This window comes from Haloferax sp. S1W, from assembly GCF_044593955.1.
Taxonomy (GTDB): Archaea; Halobacteriota; Halobacteria; order Halobacteriales; family Haloferacaceae; genus Haloferax.
In genome coordinates this window covers 22,783-47,499 of record NZ_CP172600.1, presented here as the reverse complement: position 1 = coordinate 47,499, position 24,717 = coordinate 22,783, and the positions used below count along the sequence as shown (strand labels likewise).

The window sequence follows — 24,717 nt, the reverse complement described above, 5'->3', positions numbered from 1 at the left end:
CGGGGTGGTGGAGTGGCTTACCAGGGGACGAGGTCAACACACTGCGCCAGCGGGAGGCCCATCATCGACCCGGCAACCGTGTACAGCGGGCCGAGGACGACGAGGACGACGGCAGACTTCATCGCAGAGCGCTTGTGGCGCTTGAGTCCTTTCTTCTGCTCGGGGTTGAGGGTGAACATCTCGATGAGGGAGTCAGCCTGCCAGACCACGGCAAGGCCGACGATGCCGAGTCCAGTGGTGAGCTGGAAGAACCCCTCAATCATGCTGGGGAGGTTATCCGCACTACAGACCGCGCTGGTCTGTGCTGCGGCGGGTTGGACAGCGAACAGGGTCAACAGTGCGACGGTGAGAACGGCTTGTCTGGGGACCTTGCTCACTACCGTGGACTGATTGTCAGTACGATTCTCAGACGTCTCGGAGGTTGTACTGTCCTGTGTCATAGCGGGTTATTCCTCTGCGTCTTCGACGAGTGCCTTCAGATCGGCGTACCGGTTGGTCTCGTCGGCGATTTCTTCTTTCGTGTAGCCCTGCTCGCGGGCCCGTTCGAGGAGGGTGCGGAGGTCGTCGGGGTCGACATCGCGGACTTCCATTTCCTCCCGGAGAGCGCGGCGATAGAGGGCGGAGGCGTTGATGTGGTCGTTCCACATCAGGTACAGGTCATCGATGTCTTCGATGGTGACTGACCGGGTTATCATACGTGCGAGTATGGGTATGCACCAACGGAGTCGTGGTACATATTGACCGAGTATTTGGATGAGAAATAAATACTTTCTGGATATTGCGAGTGTTACTAAGCTAGAAATAGATCGGGAGGGTTTGGCCGGAGGACAGCATCGAACACATCTTAACCAACAAGATTGGCGGAGTGCCGCCTTGCGTTGGTTAAGTTATTCAGAGCAGGTCCGTCAGTCCAGCTCGATAATCTCGCCATCCCCATCGTTGACGAGTTCGCGGAGCTTCGCAAGCCGACCCTGTCCCTCCTGGAAGAGTTCCTCCCCAGTTGACTTCGAATGGTCACCGGATTCCAGCTGCTCGATGAGGGTGTTGATTCGCTCGACGTTCTCCGAGATTTCTGTGTCTTTAGCCATGGTTACGTGAACAGCCACAATCCGAGCACGACCAGCAGGAGCACGATGAGGACCGCGATGATTGCCTTGTAGTAGGCTGGGCTCATTCCTGTTGGCCCACCCGCCTCCGCTGCGGCTTGCTCCAGTTCTCTTTCGTGTTCGAACTCCCGCCTGAACGACTCGTAGGCGGCTTCCAATTCTTGCTCTAGCCCGTCCACCTCGCCAGAGAGGAACTGCTCCACGTCAGCAGTAACGTACTCCCCAGCGTCGGTCGGCGTGATCGCGTTTCGATCCGCAACGCGTCCTGCTATTGTCCGGTCTTCTGCGTGACCAACGGCGGCGACAACCGGGGTGTTAGACGTGAAGATGGCTTCTGCGACGGCCTCGTGGTTGAACGCCATCAGGTCGGTGTCACTTCCGCCGCCTCGACCCACGATGATGGAATCGACGTCCTGGTTGCGGTCAAGATAGTGGATTCCGTTTGCGAGTGACGTCGGCGCGTTCGGCCCCTGGACGCTCGCATCCTTGATTACGAGGTCAATCGTAGAGTTTCGACTGTGGACCGAGTCCTGAATGTCGTATCGGGCATCGCCCTGGAGGGAAGTGACGACGCCGACTCGGTCAGGAAATCTCGGTGGGTCTTTCTTGTGCTCGTCATCGAACCATCCGCGCTGTTCGAGCTCAGATGTGAGACGTTCGAGAGCGGCAGCCTGTTCCCCCTCGCCGACGACTGTGATCCGCCACGGCTTGATGTCGAGTTTCCCACCTTCGACCCAGTAATCGATGTCACCGTGAACGATGACTTCGAGACCATCCTCGAGTTCGATGTCCATGTTCCGGTAGCGACTCCGCCAGAGCATACACGGAAGCTCGTGTGTGCCGTCGGTGAGCGTGAAGTAGAGGGCTGCACTACTCCCACCGAGATTCGTGACCTCACCATAACAGCGGACATCCTGGAGCGGTTCGGATGTATCTACGACATCTGAGATACGTTGATTGAGCTGCTGTACAGAAAGGATATCTCTAGAGGGTTCGACCACGTCAGCGTCGGCTTCGGAGGTTCTTCCCATCTGATCCGTCGTTTGATTGACTCTCCACAACTATATATCTACAGTCGTTGAGGATAGTGCGACACCAAGTCCCCTAACTCTACTTTCAAGCGAATCTATGTCTGAATCGAATTGTAGTTCCAAATCCAAGCACCCCTCAATCTTTCAGACAGCTGTGATACCAAGACAGAGCAGCACTGGGGCCCTGATTGCGCGAACGCCGAGTTGATTTAAGCACGTATCACCAAGCCCTCTGCACAGATGGCTCGTGTCGTCTACTATCACCATCCTCAAGCCGAAAACTTCTCGCTGAAGTATAGCTCGGCCTCTCAATCTGAGATTCTTTCCCGTCGTAAGGATTCGGACGGTGCGACGAAGCTCATCGGCTATCCGTTTGATACCCCCGTCTACGTCCTCTATGAGAGCGACACGGAGATCAAAGACGCAAACGAGATTGATTTCGATCAGAAATGGCTCAGCGATCGAATCGCCGAGCTTCCCCGTGAGGGGCAGGTCGTCGCGTTTCGATTAGTGGAATTGCTCGAAGCGGCTGTAGACGTGAGAGAAGAAGAAGAGTTCCGCCTCTACAAGGAGTTTGAACCACAGAAGATTCGGCAGGCACTCGACCACGTCTCGTGGGGCGCACCACTCCCACAGGTCGCCGGTGAGGTGATGTCAAATCTCATTCTCCGGCATTCGCTGCCGAATGCGAATCATCGGACGGGGATTGCGATGCTGCAGTTCTGTATCGAGAGTGTGGAGCCAGATTTCGAGATGCCTCGCACTCACCTCGATGATGAAACCTGGCAGGAGTGGGTTGATCCCTATATCGTCGACTCGAAGCGCCTCATCACGGTTCGACGGAACAACATTCGGTTCAAGCAACTGCAAGAGCTTGGCGTCGATTGCGTGGAGCGAAAAGACGGGATTCAAATCCAGTTAGACGAGTTCGAGCTGGATATGCACTGGCGTGACGCACTGTCGACGTACGCCACTCGGCACGAAGACCACTGTACGGAGTTTGCTCGTGCAGTCTTGGAGCGCGCAGAGCGAGACGATCTCCTCAAGAAAACGGGGCCGACAAAGCAGGAGTTCATCGACTATCTGGAGTCTGGGCTCGTCGAACGGGATTTCAAAGACCTGTTTTGATCAGTCGCGAAGCTCTGCGACCGACTGACCGACCTCTCGGACGTGGGCACTTCGCTCAAGGTCAAGTTCCTCAGCGAGGTAATCAACCGTCTCTTCGAGGCTCATACGTGAAGGGAGCGCTCCGATCAGTATAAACCTAGTGCTGTATCATGACTACGGAGGAGATGACCAGACTGTCTAATGTCTGGATGGAGCTACCACTGCGAGAATCCGGTCGCCTCAACTGGGAATCCGTCGGCCTGTTTTGCGACATGGCTTGGTAGCTGATAAACTCCTCCCTCCACCCGCTCCATCGGTGCTTCGAGTGCCCCCTCTGAGAGCGACCGTTCGCTCCACTCGGTATGGGAAACCGCGACCTCAAATCCGGCGACTTGTGGTGGAACTGCTGGCAATGCCTCGGCGTTCTCCGGGTATTCCTCAAGAAGCGGTGCGTATCGGAAGGGAAGACGAAGCAGATGGCTCCGGGTTGTTTTCCCGGAGTAGAAACACCGATTCGGATCTGCAACGAGTACATCCTCAACGCGTTCCTCGTCAGTCGGATAATCGATGCCGTAGTGGTCGGGGTCGTCGCCCGATTGTGCTTGGATTACCCGCTCGATCGCCTGCCCGAGACTCATTGGGTCGGTCGCATGCGAGAGCCAGCAGGCTGCTGCAATAGCGTCGTCTGCGTCGGTGGTGAGCGTGTACGCCGAGATTTCTGGGGAGCTGATTGGCGCGTAGTACGCACGCACTGCGAATAGACAGGGCTCGTAGACTCGTCCACCTGCCTCATTCGCTTCGGCGGCGACGTCGTCGCTGTGTAGACGCGACTCGAAGTCAGCTTCGAGTCCCTGGATACGTCGTCGACGCCCGACTACTTCGTACTCCACCGGGTCAATATGGATCTCGGTGTTCTCGGCTGCAGTGAACCGTGCTTCGACGCCGGGCGTGTCCTCCGACCCGTACGTCCCGCGTTCAAAGGATTCCTCTGTCCAGCCGTCTGCGAGCCGTATCTGGTAGTCGTCAGTAATCATCGGAGCCTCGGGTTCCGTCGGCGCAGGACCGACCTCCAATTCGCTCTCGTCCATCTCGAAATCGTGTTCGTCCATATTACTGACTCTTAATCCCATCTACTTAAACAAAAGTCGCGCTCGAAGAGCGCCCCGTCCCCAATCATTAGTGCATCTCAGCCGAGTAGGTTCGCCAGTTCGTGGAGACTCTCCTGCAGGTTATGCTCGTGTTCGGTCGAAACCGTGATGAACTCCTTCGAATCACTGTGCTGCTTGAACTTCCCCAGCGACAGCGCCAGATCTCCACTCGGCGTCCCGACGAGTTTCAACAGCACGGATGTATTCTGGAGACCGCTCTCAAGCCAGACCTTCTTAACGTCCTGCCATCCACGAGACGTGACCTCGGCCGACTCGACCTCGTACGCCAAGCTATGGACTTTTCCACGGTTTCGTCCATGATTTGTCTGAACCGGTGCGAGAACATGCTCTGTTTCGCGTACCTGTTTCCCCAACTGGAGCATTGTACGCCCGTCCGGCGTCTCGACAAGCTTGACCCATTTCTGGAACGGGTCATACGATGCACTCAACCACCAGAATCCCAGATCATTCCAGTCTGACTTTCCACCATACTCGAACTTTCCATACTCCCACGAGCGACGGAGAAGACCACTGATCTCGGCAAGATACTCCGCCGGGAGCACAACCTCAACCGAGGGATTCACCGGCTTGGGTTGACGGAGCCAGTGAATGATACCATGATACCCGTCTGAGAAGTCGTGCTGGACGCCATGTGGCCAGACCGTGAGAATACCGGAGAGGTCGACGTCAAAGCCAGAGAAGTCGTCCTGGTCAAGCCACAAGATGCTGTACTCCTGGGCGAGGTATTCCTCAGTGACTGCCTCAATATCCTTGTTCTCGTGACGATGCTGAACCTCAACGCCGATTCCCCGACCCTCGGGAAACTGGGGGGCCGAGAACTCAACGAGGATATCCGCTCGGCGATCTCCGAGTGGTTGCTCTAACCCGATTGTCGCTTCTGGATACTCCGTTGTGAGCTTCGAGTACGCAATCGACTTCATCCGCAGATGTGGCGGTGATTCGCCTCCACAGTCCGTCTCTTCCTCTGTGGCGTGGTAGAAATGCCGCGCCACGAACGACCCAGACCGATGATGGGAACGGCGAATTTTCAACGCATCGCCGCATTTCGGACATTCAAGCGCGTCTTCTCGCTGAACCTGATTTGGAATCACCTCCTCTCCACGGTGTAGCGCCAGAAACGGCATTGACTATCTCTTGAATAGAGAGTGAAAGTACAGAATAATATCTTTTCTCTGTGCAGGGTCTGTGAATTCTCCGAACACCACGTACCTATTTACCCACTAGTTTGTCAGGTATTACTAAGAATGACGCTTATTTCGCTGCTCAAATTTGCGGAGACGCACCTGCCACCTTACTTCAAACCAGGAACCGATCTCGAGCTGTTCGATGGCGACGAGGAGGAGTGGAATGCCCTCTTCGCGACATCGCATTCGCTCTCGACACTCATTGACGCGCTCGAACATGGAACGATAGAGACAGGGCACGTCCGGTTTGCTGATTCGACAGCTCGCGACTACCTCCACCATCTTACAGAGACGGGTATTGACGATCGACTCCATCACGAGAACCTCATGAACCGCGAGCGGCTCGTCGCCTTTGCCGATGCGGACTACACCACAGTAGAGGACTTTCTCGGAACAGCAGACCCGATGGACATCGCCAAAGAGACCGGTGTTGGCAGCGATGTCGTCTCCAGTATTGCGACGAACCATCTCGATGGGTTCTCTACCGGTAGCTCGTTCGGAAACACGGGGCCGCTTGCAAATCTCACTCCCAGCGACTCATTCACAGGATGGGAACTTGTGGAGTCAACATCGAACCGTATCCGGTGGGTCTCTGCAGGGCGATTCAATCTCACGGTTAGCCCTGCACCAGACGGGAGTACGACTGTCTCGTGTAACGCCCCAGACGCCGGCCGAACCGCTTGGTATCGAAAGGGCTACTCAATCGAGGCGGGGCCAGAAGATGAACTCACACCTGAGGATGCGCTCACACAGGCTCACGAATGGTTAGAGAACAACCAGCTGGAATACGAAGACGACCTCGCGCAACTACCCCGAATCGGTGCAGCGACAAAGGACTATCTCGCTCTTGAATACGGAATCACGTCCAAGGAAGAGCTCCGAACTTTTGCGGAGACACATCACGATGAGTTCGACGAAATCTTTGGATCACCAGGGTCAGAGCTACGAACTGCATTAAAGGATTGAAACCTGCGTCCAACGAAATCTTATTTCAGATGAGGAACACCGACCGCCTCAAGACAGAGCGATGTTTTTGGTCTCTACAGCAATCTAAGCCGTCCACTCCCAGAACTCGTCTCGGGAGTCGTAGATTACATCGTGGGACAGCATAATTCCGCCATGGGCGTCAAGATGGCACGAATGGCATAGTGTCGCCAGATTCTCCGAGTCATTCGTTCCATTGTCTGAAACCGGCGTGATATGATGGATTTCGAGCTGCCGATCATCCCCGCAGCGAACACACGACCGGTTGTCGCGCTCCAGAATCTCACGCCGTTCCACATCCGAGAGGGCCGTCCGCTTCTGCACGTACTCCTTCGGGACGACGACTGATTCCGACTCAAACTCCTCCAGGATAAACTCGCTTGGGTATCCCTTGCTACAGCCGAGAGTCCGCGCAATCTTCACACCCTGAATCGGCGTGTTCAACTCCTGGTCGAAGACTGCTCGCACAGCGACAATCGCCTCCTTTTTCGTCTCAAACCTGAACTCATCCTCATCAAAGAATGCCTCTAGCTCGTTGGAAAACGTCTCGCGGAGTGCCTTCTGCTGTGGTCTGAGTCCTTCAAGCTCCTCGTTAATCTCCTTCTGACGATCCCGGTCACCGATGAACTCCTGAACGGGGTTCTCCTCACCGTTTTCGAGTTCCTCGGTTGTCCACTGAATCATCTCCCGACGCTCCTCTTGCAATGTCTCGATACGTTCACGCACCGCGTCAAACTCCACTGTGGTCTCACGGATTCGCTCTCTAAGCTGGTCCGGACAAGCATCTCTGAACGCGACGGTTGCCTTTGCGAACCACTCTGCGTCGTCCTCATCCAGTTGTGTTCCACGTTGAACCTCCTCGACGAGCGTATCGGTGTCTTCTCGATTCGGCCAGTGGGCTTCGAGAGTAGAAGTTATGTCGGGTTCGGTATCTCGAGGATCAAGCTCTGGGTGGATAGTCTCACAGATATGGGCGTGTACCTCCCGTGCTTTCTCAGTCGAAAGCCTGGTTTGAGCAGCGAGGTCATCGGGGTCAGCCTCGACGATTCTCCAAACTGTCCCGTAGGCATCAACGAGTTGGTCAACGGTAGTGGGTCCAACGCCACGAAGTTCAGTGACATAGTTCGCAACTTGTTGTGCGCGCACTTCTGTCCGCGAACCCTTCCAGTCGCAATAGAAGCATTCGATGGGGGAGGGGAGTCCTTGACCGAGGTGGTCACGCTCGGGTGAGTAGAGGAGATTTAGTGCATCGCAGTTCGGGCAGCTCAGTCGGAGTTGATTACGGGCGAAGAAGACGAGGTCGGAGAGGTTGTATTGTCCCTTACCAAGTTTCTCAGAGATGGCGCGAACGTCAGCATAGGCGAAGTCACTGATGTCCGTATAGTTCTGGCTCTCAAGGAGGTTTGCGGTCAGATCCGTGACGTTCGGGGCCTCCCGCATATCGGTAATCGTGGTTTTTGGTGGTGTGTAGAAGGGCATTGGCATATCAAGCTATAGTTGAATTTGCTATCCACTCAGAACAGATAATTGTCATCAATCATCCCTCCTACGGGTTGTTTTGGAAGCAGTCTGGGCAGTAATCCCAATCGGTCTCCAAATGAGAGCGGTTTCGACACGACCGGGGGTTTCCATTGAGGTGTGAGAGACCCCACTCGGGATCAGGTGCTACTCCGAACAGGATGTACGGCTCGATCTCGCCGTGGCAACTGAAGTTTGTGAGCAAGTGAACAGGGCAGTGTTTGCAGTCCCAGAGTACCACCTCAACGTGGTCGGAGATGTCCCGTTCAATGACCTCGACCTTATCCCATTCATGGACTCCTCTGGGTCCACGGCACGGGGCGACATCGTCCCGACTCGCCAAAGACTTTTCAAAGGCGGTGGAGCCACCATAGTGCTCGCTGGCGCCCCACCTATCGAAGCCCTCGGTGCCGGGTGGGTGAGGAATCACCGCATGTCGGAGTGCATCGATTCGGATGTTCGGCGCGAGTACGCCCTGATGGTCGTACACGTATCGGCCCCGCGCCCTATCGTATTGGCGGCGCGATCCACACCACCAGCAGTATTCGTACTCGTACCCCTGTGGGTGGGCATAGGCGGGGATTCTAGTCCAAGTATGATTCCCAACCTCGTCAACCATCTGGCAGCCCTTGTTTTGTTTCTCCCAGCTGAGAGCGGCTGAGGTACTCGTCTTGAACTCAGAAGGTTCGTGTTCGCGAATGCTGTATCCGTCCCCGTCCTCCGCACGGAATGCCTGGTCGACGACATCATACCGGAGTTGTTCTGCCTCGAAGTCGTCGGATGTCAACCAGACCACAGAGTATCCAACTGAGAGATAGTCGTGAGTCGTCCCCTCGATATCCTTGCTGTGGTGCTTATATTGAACCTCGATGATGAGACCTTTCCCGAAGTAGATATTTTCAGCCTCGAATTCCACCAACGCGTCGGCCCGTCGGCTGTCGGGGGTGGTAGCCGTTCCGGTGACGTTGATCGGGACTTCGGCCCCAGCGTGGGAGGCATCCGGGAACCGAGCGTCAAGTGCGGCTACGGCGAGCGCCGTACACCGAGCATGAGTCTCGGACTCGCCTCCACTGGCTGTTGAACAGGACGCTTCGGCGGTGTCGCCAGTATGGAAGAAGTGGCGGGCGCGATGCTTGCCGTCACGGGGTAGAGAACGCCACGACACTCTGGGCACTCGACAGCCTGCTGGTCTTCGACCTGGGCGGGGGTGACAATTTTTCCGTCGTCAAGTGCTCGGAACGGCACAGTCACACCTATCGAAACACTTCAGTCGCTTGAACGTACCGCTGTTCTTATCGCCACTCCCTCGTCACTACTCGGTATGTCGCATCAGCGGATTCTCGCCTTGGGGGACAACCACGGAGACACGGAATCGCTTGAGAAAGTTGTCGATCAGACTCAAGAAGAGGAGTTCGACTTCATCATCCACACCGGAGATATCACGAACGCCTTCAAAACGGATCTCCAGACGGGTGTAGAGCAACTGCGAGCCATCGAACCTTACTTCGAGAAACTGGCCGAACGGGGAACACTCGTCTACATCTACGGAAATCGTGACAAGGAGCGTACGTTCGGCGGTGAGGCTCAGCATATCACCGACGAATATGAACTCAAGGTCGGCCACCGACTCACTGCTGGTGAGTCGATCACCGTGGATGGGCAACGGTTCACCGCAAACCCAGATGACGCCGATTCAGACACGATACTCCTCACTCACTGGCTCTCTCAACACGAATTCTATCAGTCGCCAGCACGGGCGTATTTCTCCGGAGACACCCATCGAGCACGACATTGGGGAACGGCCCTCAACACGGGCTATCTCCACAACGACAAAGGATTCAACGGGGCGTACTTCATCGGTGAGCTTGGAGACGACAGGATGGACGTCACGGTCCACGGAATCGACCAGTCATGGAAGGGGTTTGTTTGTCCGGATCACGAATGGTACGGACGACAGTTCACCCCCGAACAATTCGGATGCGGACTCTGTAAGTTCGGAACGACGAGGCAGTTCATCCCCATCACGAGTTCAGTCTTCACGGAGATCGTCGACGACGTGGAAAACGAGACAGCAAGTATCGACAACCTCGTTGCTGGGGCCCGTAAGCACATCGTCGACCACAATGGGTTCGCCGACCAGTTCCGAGAATATTTGCAGGCGCTCGCAGAGGCGGAACACGCAGGTCCGCTTGACCCTCTGCGACCTGCCGACGAGTTCGGTCACCTCAAGCAGTAGAGAGGAGCAGCGTTATCGAAGCGAGGGGGGTTGGGCTAATATCACGACACAGTTGAGTCAAGCGTAGACAGCTCTGATCGGAAATCTTCCCCCCAGAGAGGATTACGGCTCATATCGAATAGGACGCGTTCAATTGCAGGAATAACTGCTTCAAGCATGTCTGAGTCGATTTCGGGGAACATCTCAATGAAGCTCCTATCTAGACCGCCACGTAATGAAGCGACGTAAATCTGGAGCGCATCGTTCAGAAGACTGTATCGGTACGTGTCGAGGTACTGCTGAACTGCTTCGTCAGTGAACGCCTCTCCAACGAGCCCAATCATCTGTGGTCCGATGAGACCGGCCCCGCCGATTTTGTCAACATTCTCCGCCTCTGTCTGGAAGAACTTGGCACTGAATCCAGTCGGCTGACCTTCCGCTTCGACCCGAACTGCCCCAATCTCTCGCAGTTCATCCATATCGCTGTAAAGCGTCGATTGTGGAATCTCACAGGTGAGATGCTCTGAAAGCTCGGATACGGTGATCCCATCCCACAGAAATGGGTTGCTATCCGACTCTTCAGACATGATGTTCCCTTCTATGTACAGGGTAAACCAGATATGTGCTAGCCGAGGTGAATCGAGAAGTCGACCGATTGCCACGAGGTCATCGACCGTTGTTCCAAGTGAATCTACAGTCTCACGCCCTAATCCATCCATAAACTAGTCTTTCCAAGAATCATAGAAAGTTGTTTTGGTCGGCTGGCAGGTCCGCTCGGCAGAAATAGAATGCATATACCGATATGCGGTTTATAGTATCCGTACGCTAGAGTAGGCGATTGTGTGTTGTTGTGGTTTTCTGGATTAGAAAACGACACACCACAACATCTAAGTGAATTTGGATTATCGCTCTATCCACTGAAAACCCAGGGCTTAGAATCAGGGGACCACACAGCAAGTCGCCTTCCGTAGCGCGATTTCGTTCATCAAAATTGGAAGCCCGAACTCAACGTTGCTCCACTCGGCGCCCCGTCACGACCGCCATCATCCATGTCCAAGGAAACCACCACCGACTCACCACGCTACAGCACGATGGGTCTCGCGGACTGCGAGGCCTTCTACCAGGAGGAAATCGTCCAAGAGATGCGGGCTGATGGGCTCGACCCCGACCACGAGACGCCGACCTACGCATGGCTGAGTAACCACTATCGGGGCTTCATCGCACACCTCTCCCGCAACTTCGACCTCTCACCCGGGGACTTCTACGCCGAGATCGGGGTTCCACCAAACGACGACGAAGAAAACAGCCCCTTCGCGTTCGTCGACGACCAGGGGACACGTCAGGCGCTCGAATCCTACCTGCGTGAGCTCCGGGACCGGCAGGGGCGTGCCGAATCGACGGTCGCAACCCGTCGCTCGGTCCTTCGCCGCTACGTCGAGACCTACCAACAGGTGAACGACACCGACGACCTGCTCTCACCACTCCAGTCTGAACGGGGGAGTTCCGAGGAGAAGGCCCGTGTCGCGGACACCTTCGACGTCCTGCGACGGCTCGACGAGACACTGAACACGCACGCGTCGCGTCGCAAGTACGTCCAGGAGGTTCGGCAGTTCTATCAGCACCGCGTCGACTTCGGGAAAGCAGACTACGACCCGACGACGCGGCTCGAACGCAGATTCGGGTGGGATTCGACACCCGACTGGGACAATCCCGCCCTCGACGCCGATCAGATCCAAGCTCTCTACCAGATGGCCGAGACGCCGGCTGACCGCCTTCTTATCGTTGGTGTCTGTGGATGGGGACTGCGGCCGAGCGAGGTCTGTGCGCTCCATACGCGCCAGCTCACGCTCACTCCTGACGAGGACGACCCCGAGGGTCCAGACCCGTACATCGACTTCGATGAGGACGAACGCAAAAACGGGCCGGGAACAGTCGCGTTACTGGTTGGCGTCAAGGAACTCGAGTCACGGATCGACGATCTCCACAACGAGCTCGGTGACGACTGGAACGGCTATCTTCTGCCGTCATCCTCGTCGAAATCCGGTCATATCTCGACGGAAACCGCCCGGCGGCACTTCCGCGACCTCGCTGAGGAAGCTGGGGTTGCCGTCGACGAGACGGCGCCGACGCCGAAGATGGGGCGTCGATACTGGTACACTGCGTACGGGGCGGCGGTCAAACGAGTGGCTGAGCGATTTGAGGGCATCGCAGAAGAACAGGGCTCGAAATCAGCCGAGGTCGTCCTCGATAACTATCTCTCGAAGCCTGAACGACGTCGCCATCGCCGGGATGAGATGCGTGATGACCTGGTCGGACTCTTCGATTCGTGATGCTCTATCGCCTCCCTACCGGATGACGGGCACCAGCGCGGTCAGCGCGGAAGCCAGAAGAGGCTGATTCGACTGAACGTCGGGGTTATTCGTCACTGATGTCGGAGAGCCGAGCCTGGATGTCGTCGACGTCGGCGTCTGAGAGCGCTTCGAGGCCGAACTGCACGAGGAGTGGGTAGAAATGCCGGTTCTTCTTGAATTCGTCACGACCCGCTTTCCGAAGTTTCAGCTGGGATTCGAGGTACGTATCCTCCAGGTCGTCGAGGATGCTGTCCGGGATGTAGATCGTCCGGCCGTTCCATTCGTTCTTGATGTTCGTTTTGCTCGTTTTCTTCGTTTCGCTCGGTGAACTCGCTTCTTGCTTTCCAGTCGAGGAACTGATTTCAGTCGTCTCGGTCACCTCGCTCGTCTTGTTCGTTTCCTCCGCTTCCTCGTCGTCATCATAGTTGCCTTCGATACCTGAGGCGCTTCCCCAATCGTCGCTCATGCTTCAACCTCCGTTGGCGGAGTTTTCTCAAAGGTCCCGTCGAGCAGGTCGGCGATGTCGTTGAACAGCGACCGGGCGTCTTCGACACGCTTGTTCTCCTTGCTGAAACCGAAGATCGATACGCCTTCACCGATCGATTGCGAGAGATCCGTCCGCTTCGGGATCTCGAAGAGAGGCAGCGAGTAGGCAGATTCAATTTCCTCGATCGTGCGCCGATGTTCGGCGTTCTGCTCCACCCGATTGCACACGATAGCAAGGCGGTTAACGTCTCCGTAGGCTGGTTCGAGGGACTGGAGCTGTTTCGCGAAAATTCGGAGACTATTGGCGTTGAGCTTCTCAGGGAGGACTGGGATGATAACGTTTCCCGTCGCAACGAGAGCGTTGTCGGTGAGAACATTGAGCGACGGTGGAGTGTCGACGACAATGTAGTCGTAGTCCGTCTCGAGCTTGTCGAGAGTCATTCCCAGACGCTCTCGGCTCTTGGGCGCTTCGAGCAGCGTCTGGATGTTCTTATTGTTCGCGAGCTTCTCGCTGGCGGGGAGAATATCGAATTCTTCGTGCTCGACGATGATGTCGTTCACCGACTCCATCTGATCGAAGTCGAGCACGTCGAAGAGTGTGGTCCGATCGGTATCGTAGTACAGGTCGCTGTAGCCAAGCGAGCATGTGAGCCCACCGTGGTAGTCGATATCGACGAGGAGTACATCGTGTCCTCGCGCGGCAAGTGCGCCGCCAGTATGGATGACGTCCGTTGTTTTCCCCGCACCTCCTTTCTGATTTGCTACGGTGATTCGTGATGTGTTCGTGTCGCCCATATCGTTCGTGTCCTGTGGTGAGTTCGTTTTGTTCGTTTTGCTCATTATGGTCGGTGCGTTCGGTGCGAGTGTTTCGCTCGGTGAATGGAATACTACCCTGTTAAAACCCACCGTTCGTTACACTCACTGAACGAAATGAATTCGTTTCTATCAATACGTTCGTTTCGCTCATTTCATTCGTTACTCTAAGGTATCCGGTCCTGTCGGAGCTCACTGAACTCGTTTACCCCAACTCATTCGTTTTGTTCGTTTCGTTCGTTTCTTTCGGTGCGTTCGTTCCCAATTGCAACTACCAAGATCTCGGTGAGCCGTAGCCACCCTCAGGAGAGAGTTAGGAAGCGTTAGCAGAATTGGGATTCTAGTAATCCATTTAACTGTTACCGGATTATTGGTAATCGTCAGATGTACGAAGTGCTCGACGACACGGCGGCCCAGGTCCTCCTCGCCATCGAGAGTGGCGATTCCATCCGTCGCGTCGCACAGCACCTTCACACACCCTACGAGACGGTCAGGCAGGCAGCAAACAGGCTCGAAGACGCAGGCTACATACACTACGACGATGGCCTCTCCGTTGTCAACGCTCGCGTGCGCGACGCAGCGCGTGAGCTGGTCGCCGCGAGCGCCAGCGTCAGTCTGCCATCGATTGAGGAGGCGTACGTCATCCCGCAGTTCGGTGACTGGCCGTTCGCGTTCACGCGGATCGACGCCGTCTATGTCTGGACCCAGGGCGGCTACCAGGTCAGTCGTGATCCCGACGACTATCCGCTGTTCATCGCTGTTCGAGAGCAGGACGTCGACGCCTGGGAAACGTTTTTCGAATCATTCGGGCCGCCAACCGCCTTCGAGCGCCAGCCAAGAGACGAACTGGATGGGCCACTACAGATCGTCCTCGATCCACACCCATCGCTCGAAATCGAGGACGTGGAAGGCTACCCAGTCATCCCCCGTGAGGATACGATCGAGTACATGCGCGAACACTACGCGCAATTCCAGTCAGCGCTCGCGATGCTCGACCGCATGTACGACGACCTCGATCTCGGCGTCGCCTACCGAGAGACTGAGCGGGCCCAGTCATGAGTTTCGGTGATCGGAGTGACGCGCTCATCGAACCCCTCGAGGAACTCACCGAGAGCGTCACCAGTACGTCCTCGTCGGTGGCTATGCCGTCTCGGCATTCAACGCGCGTTTCTCGACCGACCTTGATATCGTCGTCGCCCCGGACTTCAAAGAGGAGTTCGTTGCGTTTCTCGAAGCGCATGGATTCGAGGAGACGGACAGCCACGCTAAGCAGTGGTTCTACGATACGGAAGTCATGAGTACGAAAAACGACTCGCGCCCCAGCAACCGATCGGCTTCGATTTACTGGTGAACGGCCTCGGCTGTCGCCAGACTGAGGCGCAGTGGTCGTTCGACTATCTAAACGACCACAGCCAGGGGCAGGAGGTAACCGGTGGGACGGTGACGATGACCGGCCGAGTCATCGATGGAGCGATGCTCGCGGCGGCGAAGCTCCACAGCGGCCGCAAGACGGATCTCCGAGAGCGAGACGGATCTCCGAGACGTTCTTGTGGTCGCAGAAGAGATCGACCTGGAGACAGTCACACCTCACTTGCATCGGCGGGACGAGGATGACCTGCGGGCCCAACTCGAACGTGGATTGGAGATTTTGAAGAGCGAAGACCTCAAGCATGGCTATCGGAGTGATTTCGGGACATCAGCTGTCTCGACGGACACAGTCACGGCTCTCCAGCAGTATCTCTCTGAACAAGTAGAACAGCTGCGCTGACGGCGCTCGAAAGCGCTCGCAGTTCACTACCGACGACGCAGACGGCCATCTCGTCACGCAGCCAAATCCAGGACATAGAGATATAACCATCAGTAATATATTTGGCGATTGTCTTGAAATCGGGTTCTTTGGGAGCCCTAACTCCGTGTTGAAAGACCGAAACAAAATAGTCTTGTATATGTTCTCGCCGTAAACACTAAGTGATGTGCGGCCACACAACTTTTTGTGGCGGTTGATATGCGCGAAGGCGGAACGCGGCTTGAAGTCCTGGCTGCAGTCGCGTCACTCGAACGTGACCAGGAGGCGCCGCCCCGCCAGAAGGACATCACGGAACAGGTCAGCGTGACACGCGGTACTGTCTCAAAGACGTGCAGTGCGCTCGTCGACGAAGGACAGCTACTCCTCGACGACGGAGAATACCGCGTTAACGAGGAGATGCTCCTGCTCATCTACAAGGAGCATCTCGAGAGCTACCTCATCCGAGACTCCGCGAACAACGGGTTCGCAGATCTCGTCGAGGCACGGAACGAGCTCCGGATCGAACTGAAAGGCGAACTCCGGCAACTCGTCACGAACGGCGACGACGACCGACGACGCCTGATGATTGATATCCTGCGTGAGGTGCTGGTGTACGCGTTGTCCTTCCGTGAGATTCAGACGCTCCGCGACTACCTGTTCGCGGTCGACCACCTCATCCGGACGCTCGCCGCCCACATCACCACCAGCCAGAACTTCGACGGTTCGGACGTCGCCCACTCTGATGGGATTCGGCTGGTTCTCCTCATCGCCGTCGCGCTTGACCGCGGGTACGCGATGCTGGCTCGCCTTCGCGCAGCACACGACGAACTAGAAGACCACCTGCCCGGAGCACCGCCCGAAGCGCAGATGATCAACTACCTTACCAACCAGTAATCCATGACACAGAACGTATACAACGACGTTACGCCCGAAGAGCTCGGTAAGAAGCTGTACGGCTGCGCGGACGCGATCCGCGACGCCGTCGACGAAGCCCGATACAAGAACTACATCCTGCCGTTGGTGTTCTACAAAAGCATCGACGACACCTTCACCGACCGGCTGGAGGAGAAGAAGGGACAGTTCGCGGGCGATGAAGAACTCGCGCGCAAGGCCATCACCGGTATGTCGGTCCCCGAAGACTACCGGTGGAGCGACATAACGGAACAGAGCGAGAACATCGCCCCCTACCTCGACGAGGCCTTCACCGCTCTGGAACGGGAGAACGACCAGCTGCGTGGTGTCGTCCGTGTCACCTACAGCGACGAGGACGCACTGAACGACCAGCGCCTCCGCGACCTCGTCCAGCGCATCAATGCCTTCGAGCTGAGTACCGAGAAGGTCGAGAAGGACTTCCTCGGCGAAGCCTACATGTACATGGTCGGCGAGTTCGCAAAGGACGAGGGGAAGGCGGGCGGTCAGTTCTTCACCCCGACCGACGTCATCGACCTGCTCGTCCGCATCCTGGCGAACGGCGGCGACACGGACGGCTTCGAGAAGGGGTCGTCGTTCCACGACCCCACCGCCGGTTCCGCGGGCTTCCTCGTGCACGCCGCCTCGTACTTCCGCAACGAGCAGGACGGCGACCCGAGTACGTGGACCATCACCGGCCAAGAGCTGAACGCAGACATCGCGTCGGTCGCCCAGATGAACACGTTCATGCACGGACTAGAGGCGGAGATCCGCCGCGAGGACTCGCTGGCCAACCCGGCCTTCTCGAACTACCTGGATGACGAAGAGGGGTTCGACTACGTCCTCGCGAACTTCCCGTTCTCGGCCGACTGGCCCAAGAGCGACCTGAAGGACGACAAGTGGAACCGGTTCAACTGGCACGAGAAGCTGCCGCGGGCAGACCGTGGTGACTATGCATTCATCATGCACATCGCGAAGCTGCTGAACGACAGCGGACGGGCTGCGGTCGTCATCCCTCACGGTGTGCTGTTCCGGTCGAACGAAGGCCGGTACCGCGAAGCGATGGTCAACGACGACATCGTGGAGGCGATCATCGGCCTACCCGACAACCTCTTCCAGAACGTCTCGCTGCCCAGCGCTGTTCTTGTCCTCAACCGGGACAAGGACCCGTCGCGCGAAGACGAGGTCATGTTCATCAATGCCTCGGAGAAGGACTTCTACACCGAGCAGAACAACCACAACGACCTGACCGACGCCGGGATCGAACGCATCCTCGACGCGTACTCCGAGTGGCGGACTGAAACCGGCATCAGCCGGGCCGTACCGGTGGACGAGATCGCGGACAACGACTACAACCTGAGTATCTCCCTCTACATCGACACCATCGGCGACGAGGAGATCGTGGGGGTCGCGTCCGCCTACAGCCAGCTGAAGGACGCTCGCTCAGCCCGTGACGCGGCAGAAGCACAGGTCGACGAGGACATGGGGGTACTCGGGTATGAATGAGCAGCAGCGCCTGACTGACCTCGGAGGCGACCAGCCCGGTGACGCCGACGGCCAGTCCGCGGAGCAGTCGCTCCCAGACGGCTGGGAGATGATGAAGATCCAGGACATCTGTGAGATGTCCGGCGGGAGCACGCCCAAGAAAAGCAACGAGGAGTACTGGGACGACGGCGAAATCCTCTGGGCGAAGCCGAAAGACTTCACCGGACCGCTCATCGCCGACACGGAGGAGAAGATGACCGAGAAGGGGGCTGAGGCATCCACCTCAAAGATCCACGACTCGGGGACGATCCTCATGGTCGTCCGCAGTGGTGTACTCCGTCACACGCTCCCCGTGGCGAAAGCGGCAGCGGAGACCACCATCAACCAGGATATCAAGGCACTCGAAGCAAACACTGACGTCATCCATCCGGAGTACCTATTTCAGGTCCTCCGCGCGCGAGCCGAGGACGTACGCGGGACGTGTAAGAAAACCGGTACAACGGTGGAAAGCATCCAGACATCGGTGCTCAAGAAGTACGAGATCCCCGTGCCGCCGATGGAGGAACAGAAGGCCATCGCCGCGACTGCAGTCCACCAAGACGAGGCCATCCAGGGAGCGGAAGAGACCCTCCAGAAGTCCAAGACCCTCCGCGAGAGCCTCGCGTCGGAACTGCTACGCACCGGCACCAGCGAACATACGGACTACCAGAAGGACAAAATCGGGGAGTTCCCGGCAAGCTGGGACACCGTCCGTCTCGGCGACCTCCTGACCGACACCCGGTACGGTACGGACACGAAGTCGAACACGGAAGGCCAGGGCTACCCGACGCTCCGGATTCCGAACATCGTCAACAAACGAATCACGCTCGACGACCTCAAGCACACCGAACTCCCGGACAACGAGTACGACCGTCTCCGCCTCGAGGAAGACGACATCCTCATCATCCGGACGAACGGAAACCCGAACTACGTCGGTCGGTGTGCGACCGTTGACGAGCGCGAGGAGGACTTCGTGTACGCCTCCTACCTCATCCGCTTGCGGGTCGACGAGGACCGCGTTCTCCCCGGGTTCATCCGGGAGTTCCTGAACGCCTACCGTGGCCGGGTCGAGATGAACGGCTGGATACGTAGCTCGGCCGGGAACTACAACCTCTCGGTGAGTGGCATCGAGAAGTTCACCGTCCCTCTCCCGTCGCTGACCGAGCAGCAGGAGATCGTCGACAAGCTCGAAGCGGTCGACGAGATGATCCAGACGAACCGAGAGCATCACAAGCAGGCCCAGCGGCTGAAAACAGGCCTGATGCAGGACCTCCTGTCCGGCGACGTCCGCACCGCTGAAAGAGAGATCGACTTCCCCGACGCCATCGAGAACCATGAGTCAACCTAAATTCCCAGCGTCTAACGAGCAGAAGGTCGAGTACGCGCTGCTGGACTGGCTGGACGTCGCCGGGTGGGACACCTACGGCGGTCCCGAGGAGCCGGAGGGCTGTACCCAGCTGGACGCGATGTACGGCCGCGACGACAAAAGCGAGGTCGTGTACTGGGAGCTGCTCCGCGAGCAGCTGATCGCCCTGAACGAGCCCGTCACCAGCCATAACGTCGACGACGTGATCACGTCTCTCCGGCGCGACTTCGCCGGTGACAGCCTGATGGAGACGAACCGTGCCGTGCAGCAACTCCTGCAGAAGGGCCGGCAGGTGACGCTCTCGAAGTCCGACGGCACCTCGGAGACCGTGGTCGTCGACCTCATCGACCACGAGACGCCGGAGAACAACTCCCTGATCGCGGCCAACCAGTTCCGTGTCCGCCAGCACGAACTGGTGATCCCGGACGTGGTGCTGCTCGTCAACGGCATCCCGCTGGTGGTGACAGAGCTCAAGTCACTCACACAGGACAGCACGGTCACCGACGCGATTGAGGACATCCACGGCTACGAGGAGGACGCACCCCGGCTGTTCGCTCCCGTCCTGTTCAACGTCGCCGCCGACCACGAGCGTGCACGGTACGGTGCCGTCGACGCCCCGGAGACGCACTACAACCCGTGGCAGCCCGAGGAGCCGGTCGGCTCGCCCAGCGAGCTCAAGGAGATGGCGCACTCGCTGCTCACGCCCGGGACGCTGCTGGACATCCTGAAGCACTTCGTGTTCTACCAGCGCCAGCCGGGCGGGGACGCGAAGATCATCCCGCGGCACATGCAGTACTACGGGACGCGAGCCATCCTCCACCGAGTCAGTCGCGGTCAGTTCGAGAACGGCCTAATCTGGCACACCCAAGGCAGCGGGAAGTCGTTCACGATGTTCTTCACCGCGCGGAACCTGCTCTACCGGCCGGAGATCATCAAGACGCCGCAAGTGCTCATCCTGGTGGACCGGCAGAACCTCCGGGACCAGATGGCCGACGACCTCGGGAAGCTCATTGGCTTCGAGCACTACGAGGTCGTCACGGACGGCGCCGACCAGCTGCAGTCCCTGATCGAGGAAGGACAGAGCCAAGTCATCGTCACGACCATCCAGCTGTTCCAGAACGTCGACGAGGGCGTGCAGGAGAACGACGAGACGGTCGTCCTCTCCGACGAGGCACACCGGTTCATGGAGGCCAAGCTCGGGAGCAAGCTCGATTCCGCGCTCTACCAGTACCACCACTTCGGGTTCACCGGGACGCCGGTGAACGAGAACACCGAGGCCGGCCGGAACACCTTCCGGCACTACTCGGAGCCGCAGGACGAAGACGGCTACCTCCATCACTACTCGATGGAGGCGGGCATCGAGGACGACGTGATCCTCCCAGTGCACTTCGAGCTGCGGCACGGGAACCGGGACTGGGAGATCGACGACGATGTGATGGACCAGGCCCACGAGGTCGCGACGGGCGACCTCGACTACGAGGAGCGGGACAAGCTCATCCGCGAGACCATCAACCAGCAGACGCTCGCCGAACTCCGCCCACGCGTGGAGAGCATCACGGAGGAGATCGTCGATCACTACCGGTCCAAGCTTGCGCCCAGCGGATGGAAGGGCATGGTGGTCACCCCGTCCCGGAAGGCAGCCGCGCTCTACGGCGAAGAACTGCAGAAGCACCTGGACCCCGAGGAGGTCGAGGTCGTGATCTCGTCGACAGGGCGGTCAGACCCGATCACCCGCACGTACCACACGTCGAAGAGCGAGCGGGAGCGGATCGTGGAGGAGTTCAAGGACGAGGACGGTGACCCGAAGATCCTGGTCGTCTGCAGCATGCTGCTCACCGGGTTCGACGCACCCATCCTCAAGACGATCTACCTCGACCGGCCACTGACGAACCACAACCTCCTGCAGGCGATCGCACGGACGAACCGGCCCGCCGACGGGAAACAGAACGGCGAGATCATCGACTTCGCCGGCGTGTTCGCCGAGGGGAACGTCGAAGAGGCCCTCAGCTACTACCCGGAGCACGTACAGGCGGCCGCCGCGGAGGACATCGACGAACTCCTCGACAGGTTCGACCGGAAGCTCGACGAGGCAATCGAGGTCTTCAACGAGATCGACATCGACGACGACCCCGAGACCGTGGTCGAGTGCCTCACGTTCCTGCGGAAGAACGCGGAGGCCCGCCGCCGGTTCAAGGACCTGTACCGCGAGGTCGAGAACCTGTACGACACGCTGGCGCCGATGGGCGAGCTCGAGGACGAGGACACGGGTCGGCCGCAGAAATACAGCTGGCTCAACCAGATCCACCTCGCCTACCAGCGGAGCATGAACCGGGACAGCGAACCAGAAAAGCGGCTCCGCGAGAAGACGAAGGAGATCGTCGAGAACAACGTGTACGTCGACACGGATTGGCTGGACAAGGAGTTCAAGGTGGTCGAACTCGGCCCGGAACACCTAGAACGTGTCCGGGACATGGAGCCCGAACAGGGGATCACCGAGGTCGCTGGCGCGGCCGACGAATACCTCGACGACCGGGCCGAGAGCCACCCGCGGTACCGGCGGTTGAGCGAACGGGTCCGCGACGTGGTCGAGCGCTGGGAGAGCGACGAGGTCTCATCTGACCGCGCCTACGAGGAACTGCTCGAACTGGAGGAGGAGATCCTGTCGGTCGACTCCGAGGCCGAGGAGCGCGGGCTGTCACCGGCCGGCCACGCCCTGTTCACCGCGCTCATGGACGACGGCGAGGACGGGTTCACGGACTACATCGAGGACGAAGATGAGGCCGAGTCCATTGCCAAGCGCGTCGACGAGGAGCTTCAGGAACGGGTCGACACGGACTACGACGACTGGCGGACGAGCAAGCGCACCCGCGACGACATCCAGGAACTGCTACTTGAGGTCGTCGCGATCGAGGCGGGGAAGCCGGAGCTCTGCAAGGACGACCGGTTCCTGGAGGACGCCCGGGAGTACCTGGTCGAGAACCACCAATCGGCCTAGCGATGCTCGTGCTGCAGCCCGATCGCTTCCCGGCCATCTTCGACTGATTCTGCGTCCAGCGGTTCCAGGTACTCGGAGTGTAGCTGTATCCGGTCCTCGACCATCTCGGGTTCTGCATCGCCGGAGACTGGGCAGGACGCTCCGGTGCGCGGATTCGGATGCCGAACGCGCACCGACACCCGGTTGATGCGGACTACCTGCCCCACCCGTAACTGCGGGTTCCGGAACTGCACGATGCTTCCTTCGTCCAACCGTTCACGGAGTTCCTGCCGTCGCTGTTCCCGGTGCTTCGCGGTCTGCTCTGCAATGGACGACCCGACCGCGTTCAGGGCGCGTTGCCGCGCCCCGCCGGCCGCTGATGTGATCCGGCGCATCCGCTCGTCCAGGTCGTCGCTCGCCTGCCGTTCCAGTCGGCTCAGTTTCTGCGACCGCTTCGTTGGGTATTTCGAGCGCCCGGCCTCCATCGGTGAGGCTATCTCGGCCATCCGGCGTCGTTTCTCCATCCAGTCATTGAACTGACGGCGGGCCGCGTTGATCCGCCGCAGCAAGAGGGCGTCGCGGATGTATTCTGGTTGTGCCTCGTCCGGTAGCGCGTTGTAGGCCTCCTTTATCCGATCTACAGTGTCTCGCGGAGGTGAGCGAACGCCGGTCAGAGAGATCTCCTGTACTGCCCCGACCACGACTTCGATGCGGGCCGGGTTCTCGATCGGGGGCAGCGGATTCTTTTTCTCGATGGCCTGCAGCGTCTTCCGTCGTCCAGCACCGATACCGATCGGCGTCTCCATCTCTCACCGCCCCCCAACCAGCAGTATTCTGGAAAGCTGGTTCACGGTTCTTGCTGTTCGTGTAGAAACGGTAGATAGTTTGTCAATATCCAACAACTCAACGTACTCCGCCATTACCATCCTGTGTTCGGGACACGCACATAAATCCATCTCGCCGATCTACCCATCGAGGGTTCTAGTTCCGGAGGACGACGGTGCGACGACCGGTCCGACTCTCGCTTCCGCCAGGTCAGGTGTAGTCGGTGATCTGACGGAGGGCACCGGTTGCGAGTATCTGGTGTCAGCGTTGTCTTAGCCACTGGGAGGCCGTTTAGTCGACGTAGTGAACGTCACGGCGCGGCGTGGTGTTGGGGTCGTACCGCTGATGCTGCATAACGGCGAGGGCGGCGCGTGCGCCGAGCAGTAGCCCAGCAACGATGCCGAGGACGGGGAACAGGTATTGTGAGAGGAAAACCACTACGCTCAGCGCGATGAGTGTGTATCCGGCCCGCTCAAAGTCGAACGCCTGGAGCCACCGGACGCGGGAGATACGGTTGAAGCGCGGGTGCTGACGGCGGTACCAGTGCACGCCGGCGGTGGCGGTGATGGCGCCGACGAGGAAGGCGAGGAACGCGGACTGCCAGTACATGTCCGGTTCTAGTAGGGTGCGTTCAGAAGTGGCTTGCGGCTGTCTGCAAGTCTGTTCTTGTGCTGACGGTGGAACAAATTGATTACCTGACTACGTGTTCTGTCGACCAATGGCTATCTCGCCAGTCATCTTGCAGAGTAATGTAGGTACTATTCTCACGGGAATAATCGCGGCTGTTGCTGTGCTGGGAGCGATTGCCAGTGTTGTCGTCTACATTCACAGGTGGCGGTGGAAGGGAGTCGAATCCGCGAGGGAGAAGGAGGAGTATCTTCGGCAGCAACTGGTGGATGCCATTTATGCAGGTGGTCCTATGACCGGGACAGTCACGAGCATCAAGGTCCGAGAGGATTCGGGAATTTTGTACAGGATGAAGAAAGCTGTGTTTGCGTCGGTATCGGGTTCAACGGAGCTGACGATGCGCTTCGACCATGCTGCCATCTCGGACGATCGTCTTGATCAGGAACCGTTTGCAACCCTGTTCTCGGACCCGTCCCAGGTGGATCTGGTCGACGCCGAGCACATGCAGACGCAGCCGAATCCGGCGCAGGGACACACGCTGGTGCAGATACGAGTGTTCTCTATGGATTATGATGATGTGGGGGGTTGGTGTGCAGGGTTGCCGAAGATGATCTGGGATGCGATCGAGCGAATGCAGACGATGTGACTATTAGCGGCCTGATGAGGTGGACGGGCGGGGAAGGACACTGTAAGAACAGCGTTCCGATCGAGATTATCTCAATCAAGACGAGAACATCTAGAT

General features: G+C 58.1%; 23 protein-coding genes and 1 pseudogene. 11 read left to right on the top strand and 13 right to left on the bottom strand.

Annotated elements, in window-relative coordinates:
* Nucleotides 1–17 precede the first annotated feature (17 nt).
* From ACH9L7_RS20105 to xseA, 4 genes are all read right to left on the bottom strand, one after another.
* Nucleotides 18–440: a hypothetical protein gene (locus tag ACH9L7_RS20105; RefSeq protein ID WP_089699215.1), complete on the bottom strand. Its 423-nt coding sequence runs from the start codon at nucleotides 438–440 to the stop codon at nucleotides 18–20.
* A 6-nt stretch (nucleotides 441–446) separates the two neighbouring features.
* Nucleotides 447–695, bottom strand: a complete 249-nt coding sequence (locus tag ACH9L7_RS20100) for a hypothetical protein (RefSeq protein ID WP_089699213.1) — start codon at nucleotides 693–695, stop codon at nucleotides 447–449.
* Between the two features lie 210 nt (nucleotides 696–905).
* Nucleotides 906–1,088: an exodeoxyribonuclease VII small subunit gene (locus ACH9L7_RS20095; RefSeq protein ID WP_264783312.1), complete on the bottom strand. Its 183-nt coding sequence runs from the start codon at nucleotides 1,086–1,088 to the stop codon at nucleotides 906–908.
* 2 nt (nucleotides 1,089–1,090) lie between these two features.
* The gene (gene xseA / locus ACH9L7_RS20090) at nucleotides 1,091–2,137 is read right to left on the bottom strand and encodes an exodeoxyribonuclease VII large subunit (protein ID WP_396614030.1); all 1,047 of its coding nucleotides are present in this window, start codon (nucleotides 2,135–2,137) and stop codon (nucleotides 1,091–1,093) included.
* A gap of 240 nt (nucleotides 2,138–2,377) precedes the next feature.
* Between xseA and ACH9L7_RS20085 the strand changes: the two genes are divergently transcribed.
* On the top strand, nucleotides 2,378–3,265 hold the full coding sequence (locus ACH9L7_RS20085; protein WP_396614029.1) for a hypothetical protein: 888 nt from the start codon (nucleotides 2,378–2,380) through the stop codon (nucleotides 3,263–3,265).
* 194 nt (nucleotides 3,266–3,459) lie between these two features.
* Here ACH9L7_RS20085 and ACH9L7_RS20080 read toward each other — a convergent pair whose 3' ends face one another.
* Both ACH9L7_RS20080 and ACH9L7_RS20075 read right to left on the bottom strand, forming a co-directional pair.
* On the bottom strand, nucleotides 3,460–4,353 hold the full coding sequence (locus ACH9L7_RS20080; RefSeq protein ID WP_396614028.1) for a hypothetical protein: 894 nt from the start codon (nucleotides 4,351–4,353) through the stop codon (nucleotides 3,460–3,462).
* Between the two features lie 77 nt (nucleotides 4,354–4,430).
* Nucleotides 4,431–5,537, bottom strand: a complete 1,107-nt coding sequence (locus ACH9L7_RS20075; protein WP_396614027.1) for a hypothetical protein — start codon at nucleotides 5,535–5,537, stop codon at nucleotides 4,431–4,433.
* A 120-nt stretch (nucleotides 5,538–5,657) separates the two neighbouring features.
* Between ACH9L7_RS20075 and ACH9L7_RS20070 the strand changes: the two genes are divergently transcribed.
* Nucleotides 5,658–6,563 (top strand): hypothetical protein, encoded by a 906-nt coding sequence (locus tag ACH9L7_RS20070; RefSeq protein ID WP_396614026.1) that lies wholly within the window; start codon nucleotides 5,658–5,660, stop codon nucleotides 6,561–6,563.
* 84 nt (nucleotides 6,564–6,647) lie between these two features.
* Here ACH9L7_RS20070 and ACH9L7_RS20065 read toward each other — a convergent pair whose 3' ends face one another.
* Entirely contained in the window at nucleotides 6,648–8,060 is a 1,413-nt protein-coding gene (locus tag ACH9L7_RS20065) for an HNH endonuclease (RefSeq protein ID WP_396614025.1), read from the bottom strand.
* 67 nt (nucleotides 8,061–8,127) lie between these two features.
* On the bottom strand, nucleotides 8,128–9,015 hold the full coding sequence (locus ACH9L7_RS20060; protein ID WP_396614024.1) for a hypothetical protein: 888 nt from the start codon (nucleotides 9,013–9,015) through the stop codon (nucleotides 8,128–8,130).
* Between the two features lie 405 nt (nucleotides 9,016–9,420).
* Here ACH9L7_RS20060 and ACH9L7_RS20055 point away from each other — a divergent pair, with 405 nt between their 5' ends.
* The gene (locus tag ACH9L7_RS20055) at nucleotides 9,421–10,335 is read left to right on the top strand and encodes a metallophosphoesterase (protein ID WP_396614023.1); all 915 of its coding nucleotides are present in this window, start codon (nucleotides 9,421–9,423) and stop codon (nucleotides 10,333–10,335) included.
* Between the two features lie 41 nt (nucleotides 10,336–10,376).
* Here ACH9L7_RS20055 and ACH9L7_RS20050 read toward each other — a convergent pair whose 3' ends face one another.
* Nucleotides 10,377–11,033, bottom strand: a complete 657-nt coding sequence (locus tag ACH9L7_RS20050; protein WP_396614022.1) for a hypothetical protein — start codon at nucleotides 11,031–11,033, stop codon at nucleotides 10,377–10,379.
* 330 nt (nucleotides 11,034–11,363) lie between these two features.
* Here ACH9L7_RS20050 and ACH9L7_RS20045 point away from each other — a divergent pair, with 330 nt between their 5' ends.
* Entirely contained in the window at nucleotides 11,364–12,644 is a 1,281-nt protein-coding gene (locus ACH9L7_RS20045; RefSeq protein WP_396614082.1) for an integrase, read from the top strand.
* Nucleotides 12,645–12,729: 85 nt separating this feature from the next.
* Here ACH9L7_RS20045 and ACH9L7_RS20040 read toward each other — a convergent pair whose 3' ends face one another.
* Together ACH9L7_RS20040 and ACH9L7_RS20035 are read right to left on the bottom strand one after the other, a co-directional pair.
* Nucleotides 12,730–13,131, bottom strand: a complete 402-nt coding sequence (locus ACH9L7_RS20040) for a hypothetical protein (protein WP_396614081.1) — start codon at nucleotides 13,129–13,131, stop codon at nucleotides 12,730–12,732.
* Nucleotides 13,128–13,946: a ParA family protein gene (locus ACH9L7_RS20035; protein WP_396614080.1), complete on the bottom strand. Its 819-nt coding sequence runs from the start codon at nucleotides 13,944–13,946 to the stop codon at nucleotides 13,128–13,130. Before ACH9L7_RS20035 ends, ACH9L7_RS20040 begins: the two co-directional genes overlap by 4 nt.
* A gap of 402 nt (nucleotides 13,947–14,348) precedes the next feature.
* Here ACH9L7_RS20035 and ACH9L7_RS20030 point away from each other — a divergent pair, with 402 nt between their 5' ends.
* The 6 genes and pseudogenes from ACH9L7_RS20030 (at nucleotide 14,349) to ACH9L7_RS20005 (ending at nucleotide 22,544) form a co-directional block, all read left to right on the top strand.
* A complete protein-coding gene (locus tag ACH9L7_RS20030; protein ID WP_396614079.1) occupies nucleotides 14,349–15,023 on the top strand; it encodes a MarR family transcriptional regulator in 675 nt (224 codons plus the stop codon).
* Nucleotides 15,020–15,732: pseudogene (locus tag ACH9L7_RS20025) on the top strand (hypothetical protein). The gene ACH9L7_RS20030 and the pseudogene ACH9L7_RS20025 overlap by 4 nt, the downstream one beginning before the upstream one ends.
* A 237-nt stretch (nucleotides 15,733–15,969) precedes the next feature.
* Nucleotides 15,970–16,644, top strand: a complete 675-nt coding sequence (locus ACH9L7_RS20020) for a hypothetical protein (protein WP_396614078.1) — start codon at nucleotides 15,970–15,972, stop codon at nucleotides 16,642–16,644.
* Nucleotides 16,645–16,647: 3 nt separating this feature from the next.
* Nucleotides 16,648–18,165: an N-6 DNA methylase gene (locus ACH9L7_RS20015; protein ID WP_396614077.1), complete on the top strand. Its 1,518-nt coding sequence runs from the start codon at nucleotides 16,648–16,650 to the stop codon at nucleotides 18,163–18,165.
* Nucleotides 18,158–19,531 (top strand): restriction endonuclease subunit S, encoded by a 1,374-nt coding sequence (locus ACH9L7_RS20010; protein WP_396614076.1) that lies wholly within the window; start codon nucleotides 18,158–18,160, stop codon nucleotides 19,529–19,531. Before ACH9L7_RS20015 ends, ACH9L7_RS20010 begins: the two co-directional genes overlap by 8 nt.
* Nucleotides 19,518–22,544 (top strand): type I restriction endonuclease subunit R, encoded by a 3,027-nt coding sequence (locus tag ACH9L7_RS20005; RefSeq protein WP_396614075.1) that lies wholly within the window; start codon nucleotides 19,518–19,520, stop codon nucleotides 22,542–22,544. Before ACH9L7_RS20010 ends, ACH9L7_RS20005 begins: the two co-directional genes overlap by 14 nt.
* Here ACH9L7_RS20005 and ACH9L7_RS20000 read toward each other — a convergent pair.
* Nucleotides 22,541–23,329: a hypothetical protein gene (locus ACH9L7_RS20000; RefSeq protein WP_396614074.1), complete on the bottom strand. Its 789-nt coding sequence runs from the start codon at nucleotides 23,327–23,329 to the stop codon at nucleotides 22,541–22,543. The two genes, ACH9L7_RS20005 and ACH9L7_RS20000, sit on opposite strands and share 4 nt — an antisense overlap.
* 310 nt (nucleotides 23,330–23,639) lie before the next feature.
* Nucleotides 23,640–23,957: a hypothetical protein gene (locus ACH9L7_RS19995; RefSeq protein WP_396614073.1), complete on the bottom strand. Its 318-nt coding sequence runs from the start codon at nucleotides 23,955–23,957 to the stop codon at nucleotides 23,640–23,642.
* Between the two features lie 109 nt (nucleotides 23,958–24,066).
* Here ACH9L7_RS19995 and ACH9L7_RS19990 point away from each other — a divergent pair, with 109 nt between their 5' ends.
* Nucleotides 24,067–24,621 (top strand): hypothetical protein, encoded by a 555-nt coding sequence (locus tag ACH9L7_RS19990; protein ID WP_396614072.1) that lies wholly within the window; start codon nucleotides 24,067–24,069, stop codon nucleotides 24,619–24,621.
* Nucleotides 24,622–24,717: the final 96 nt, after the last annotated feature.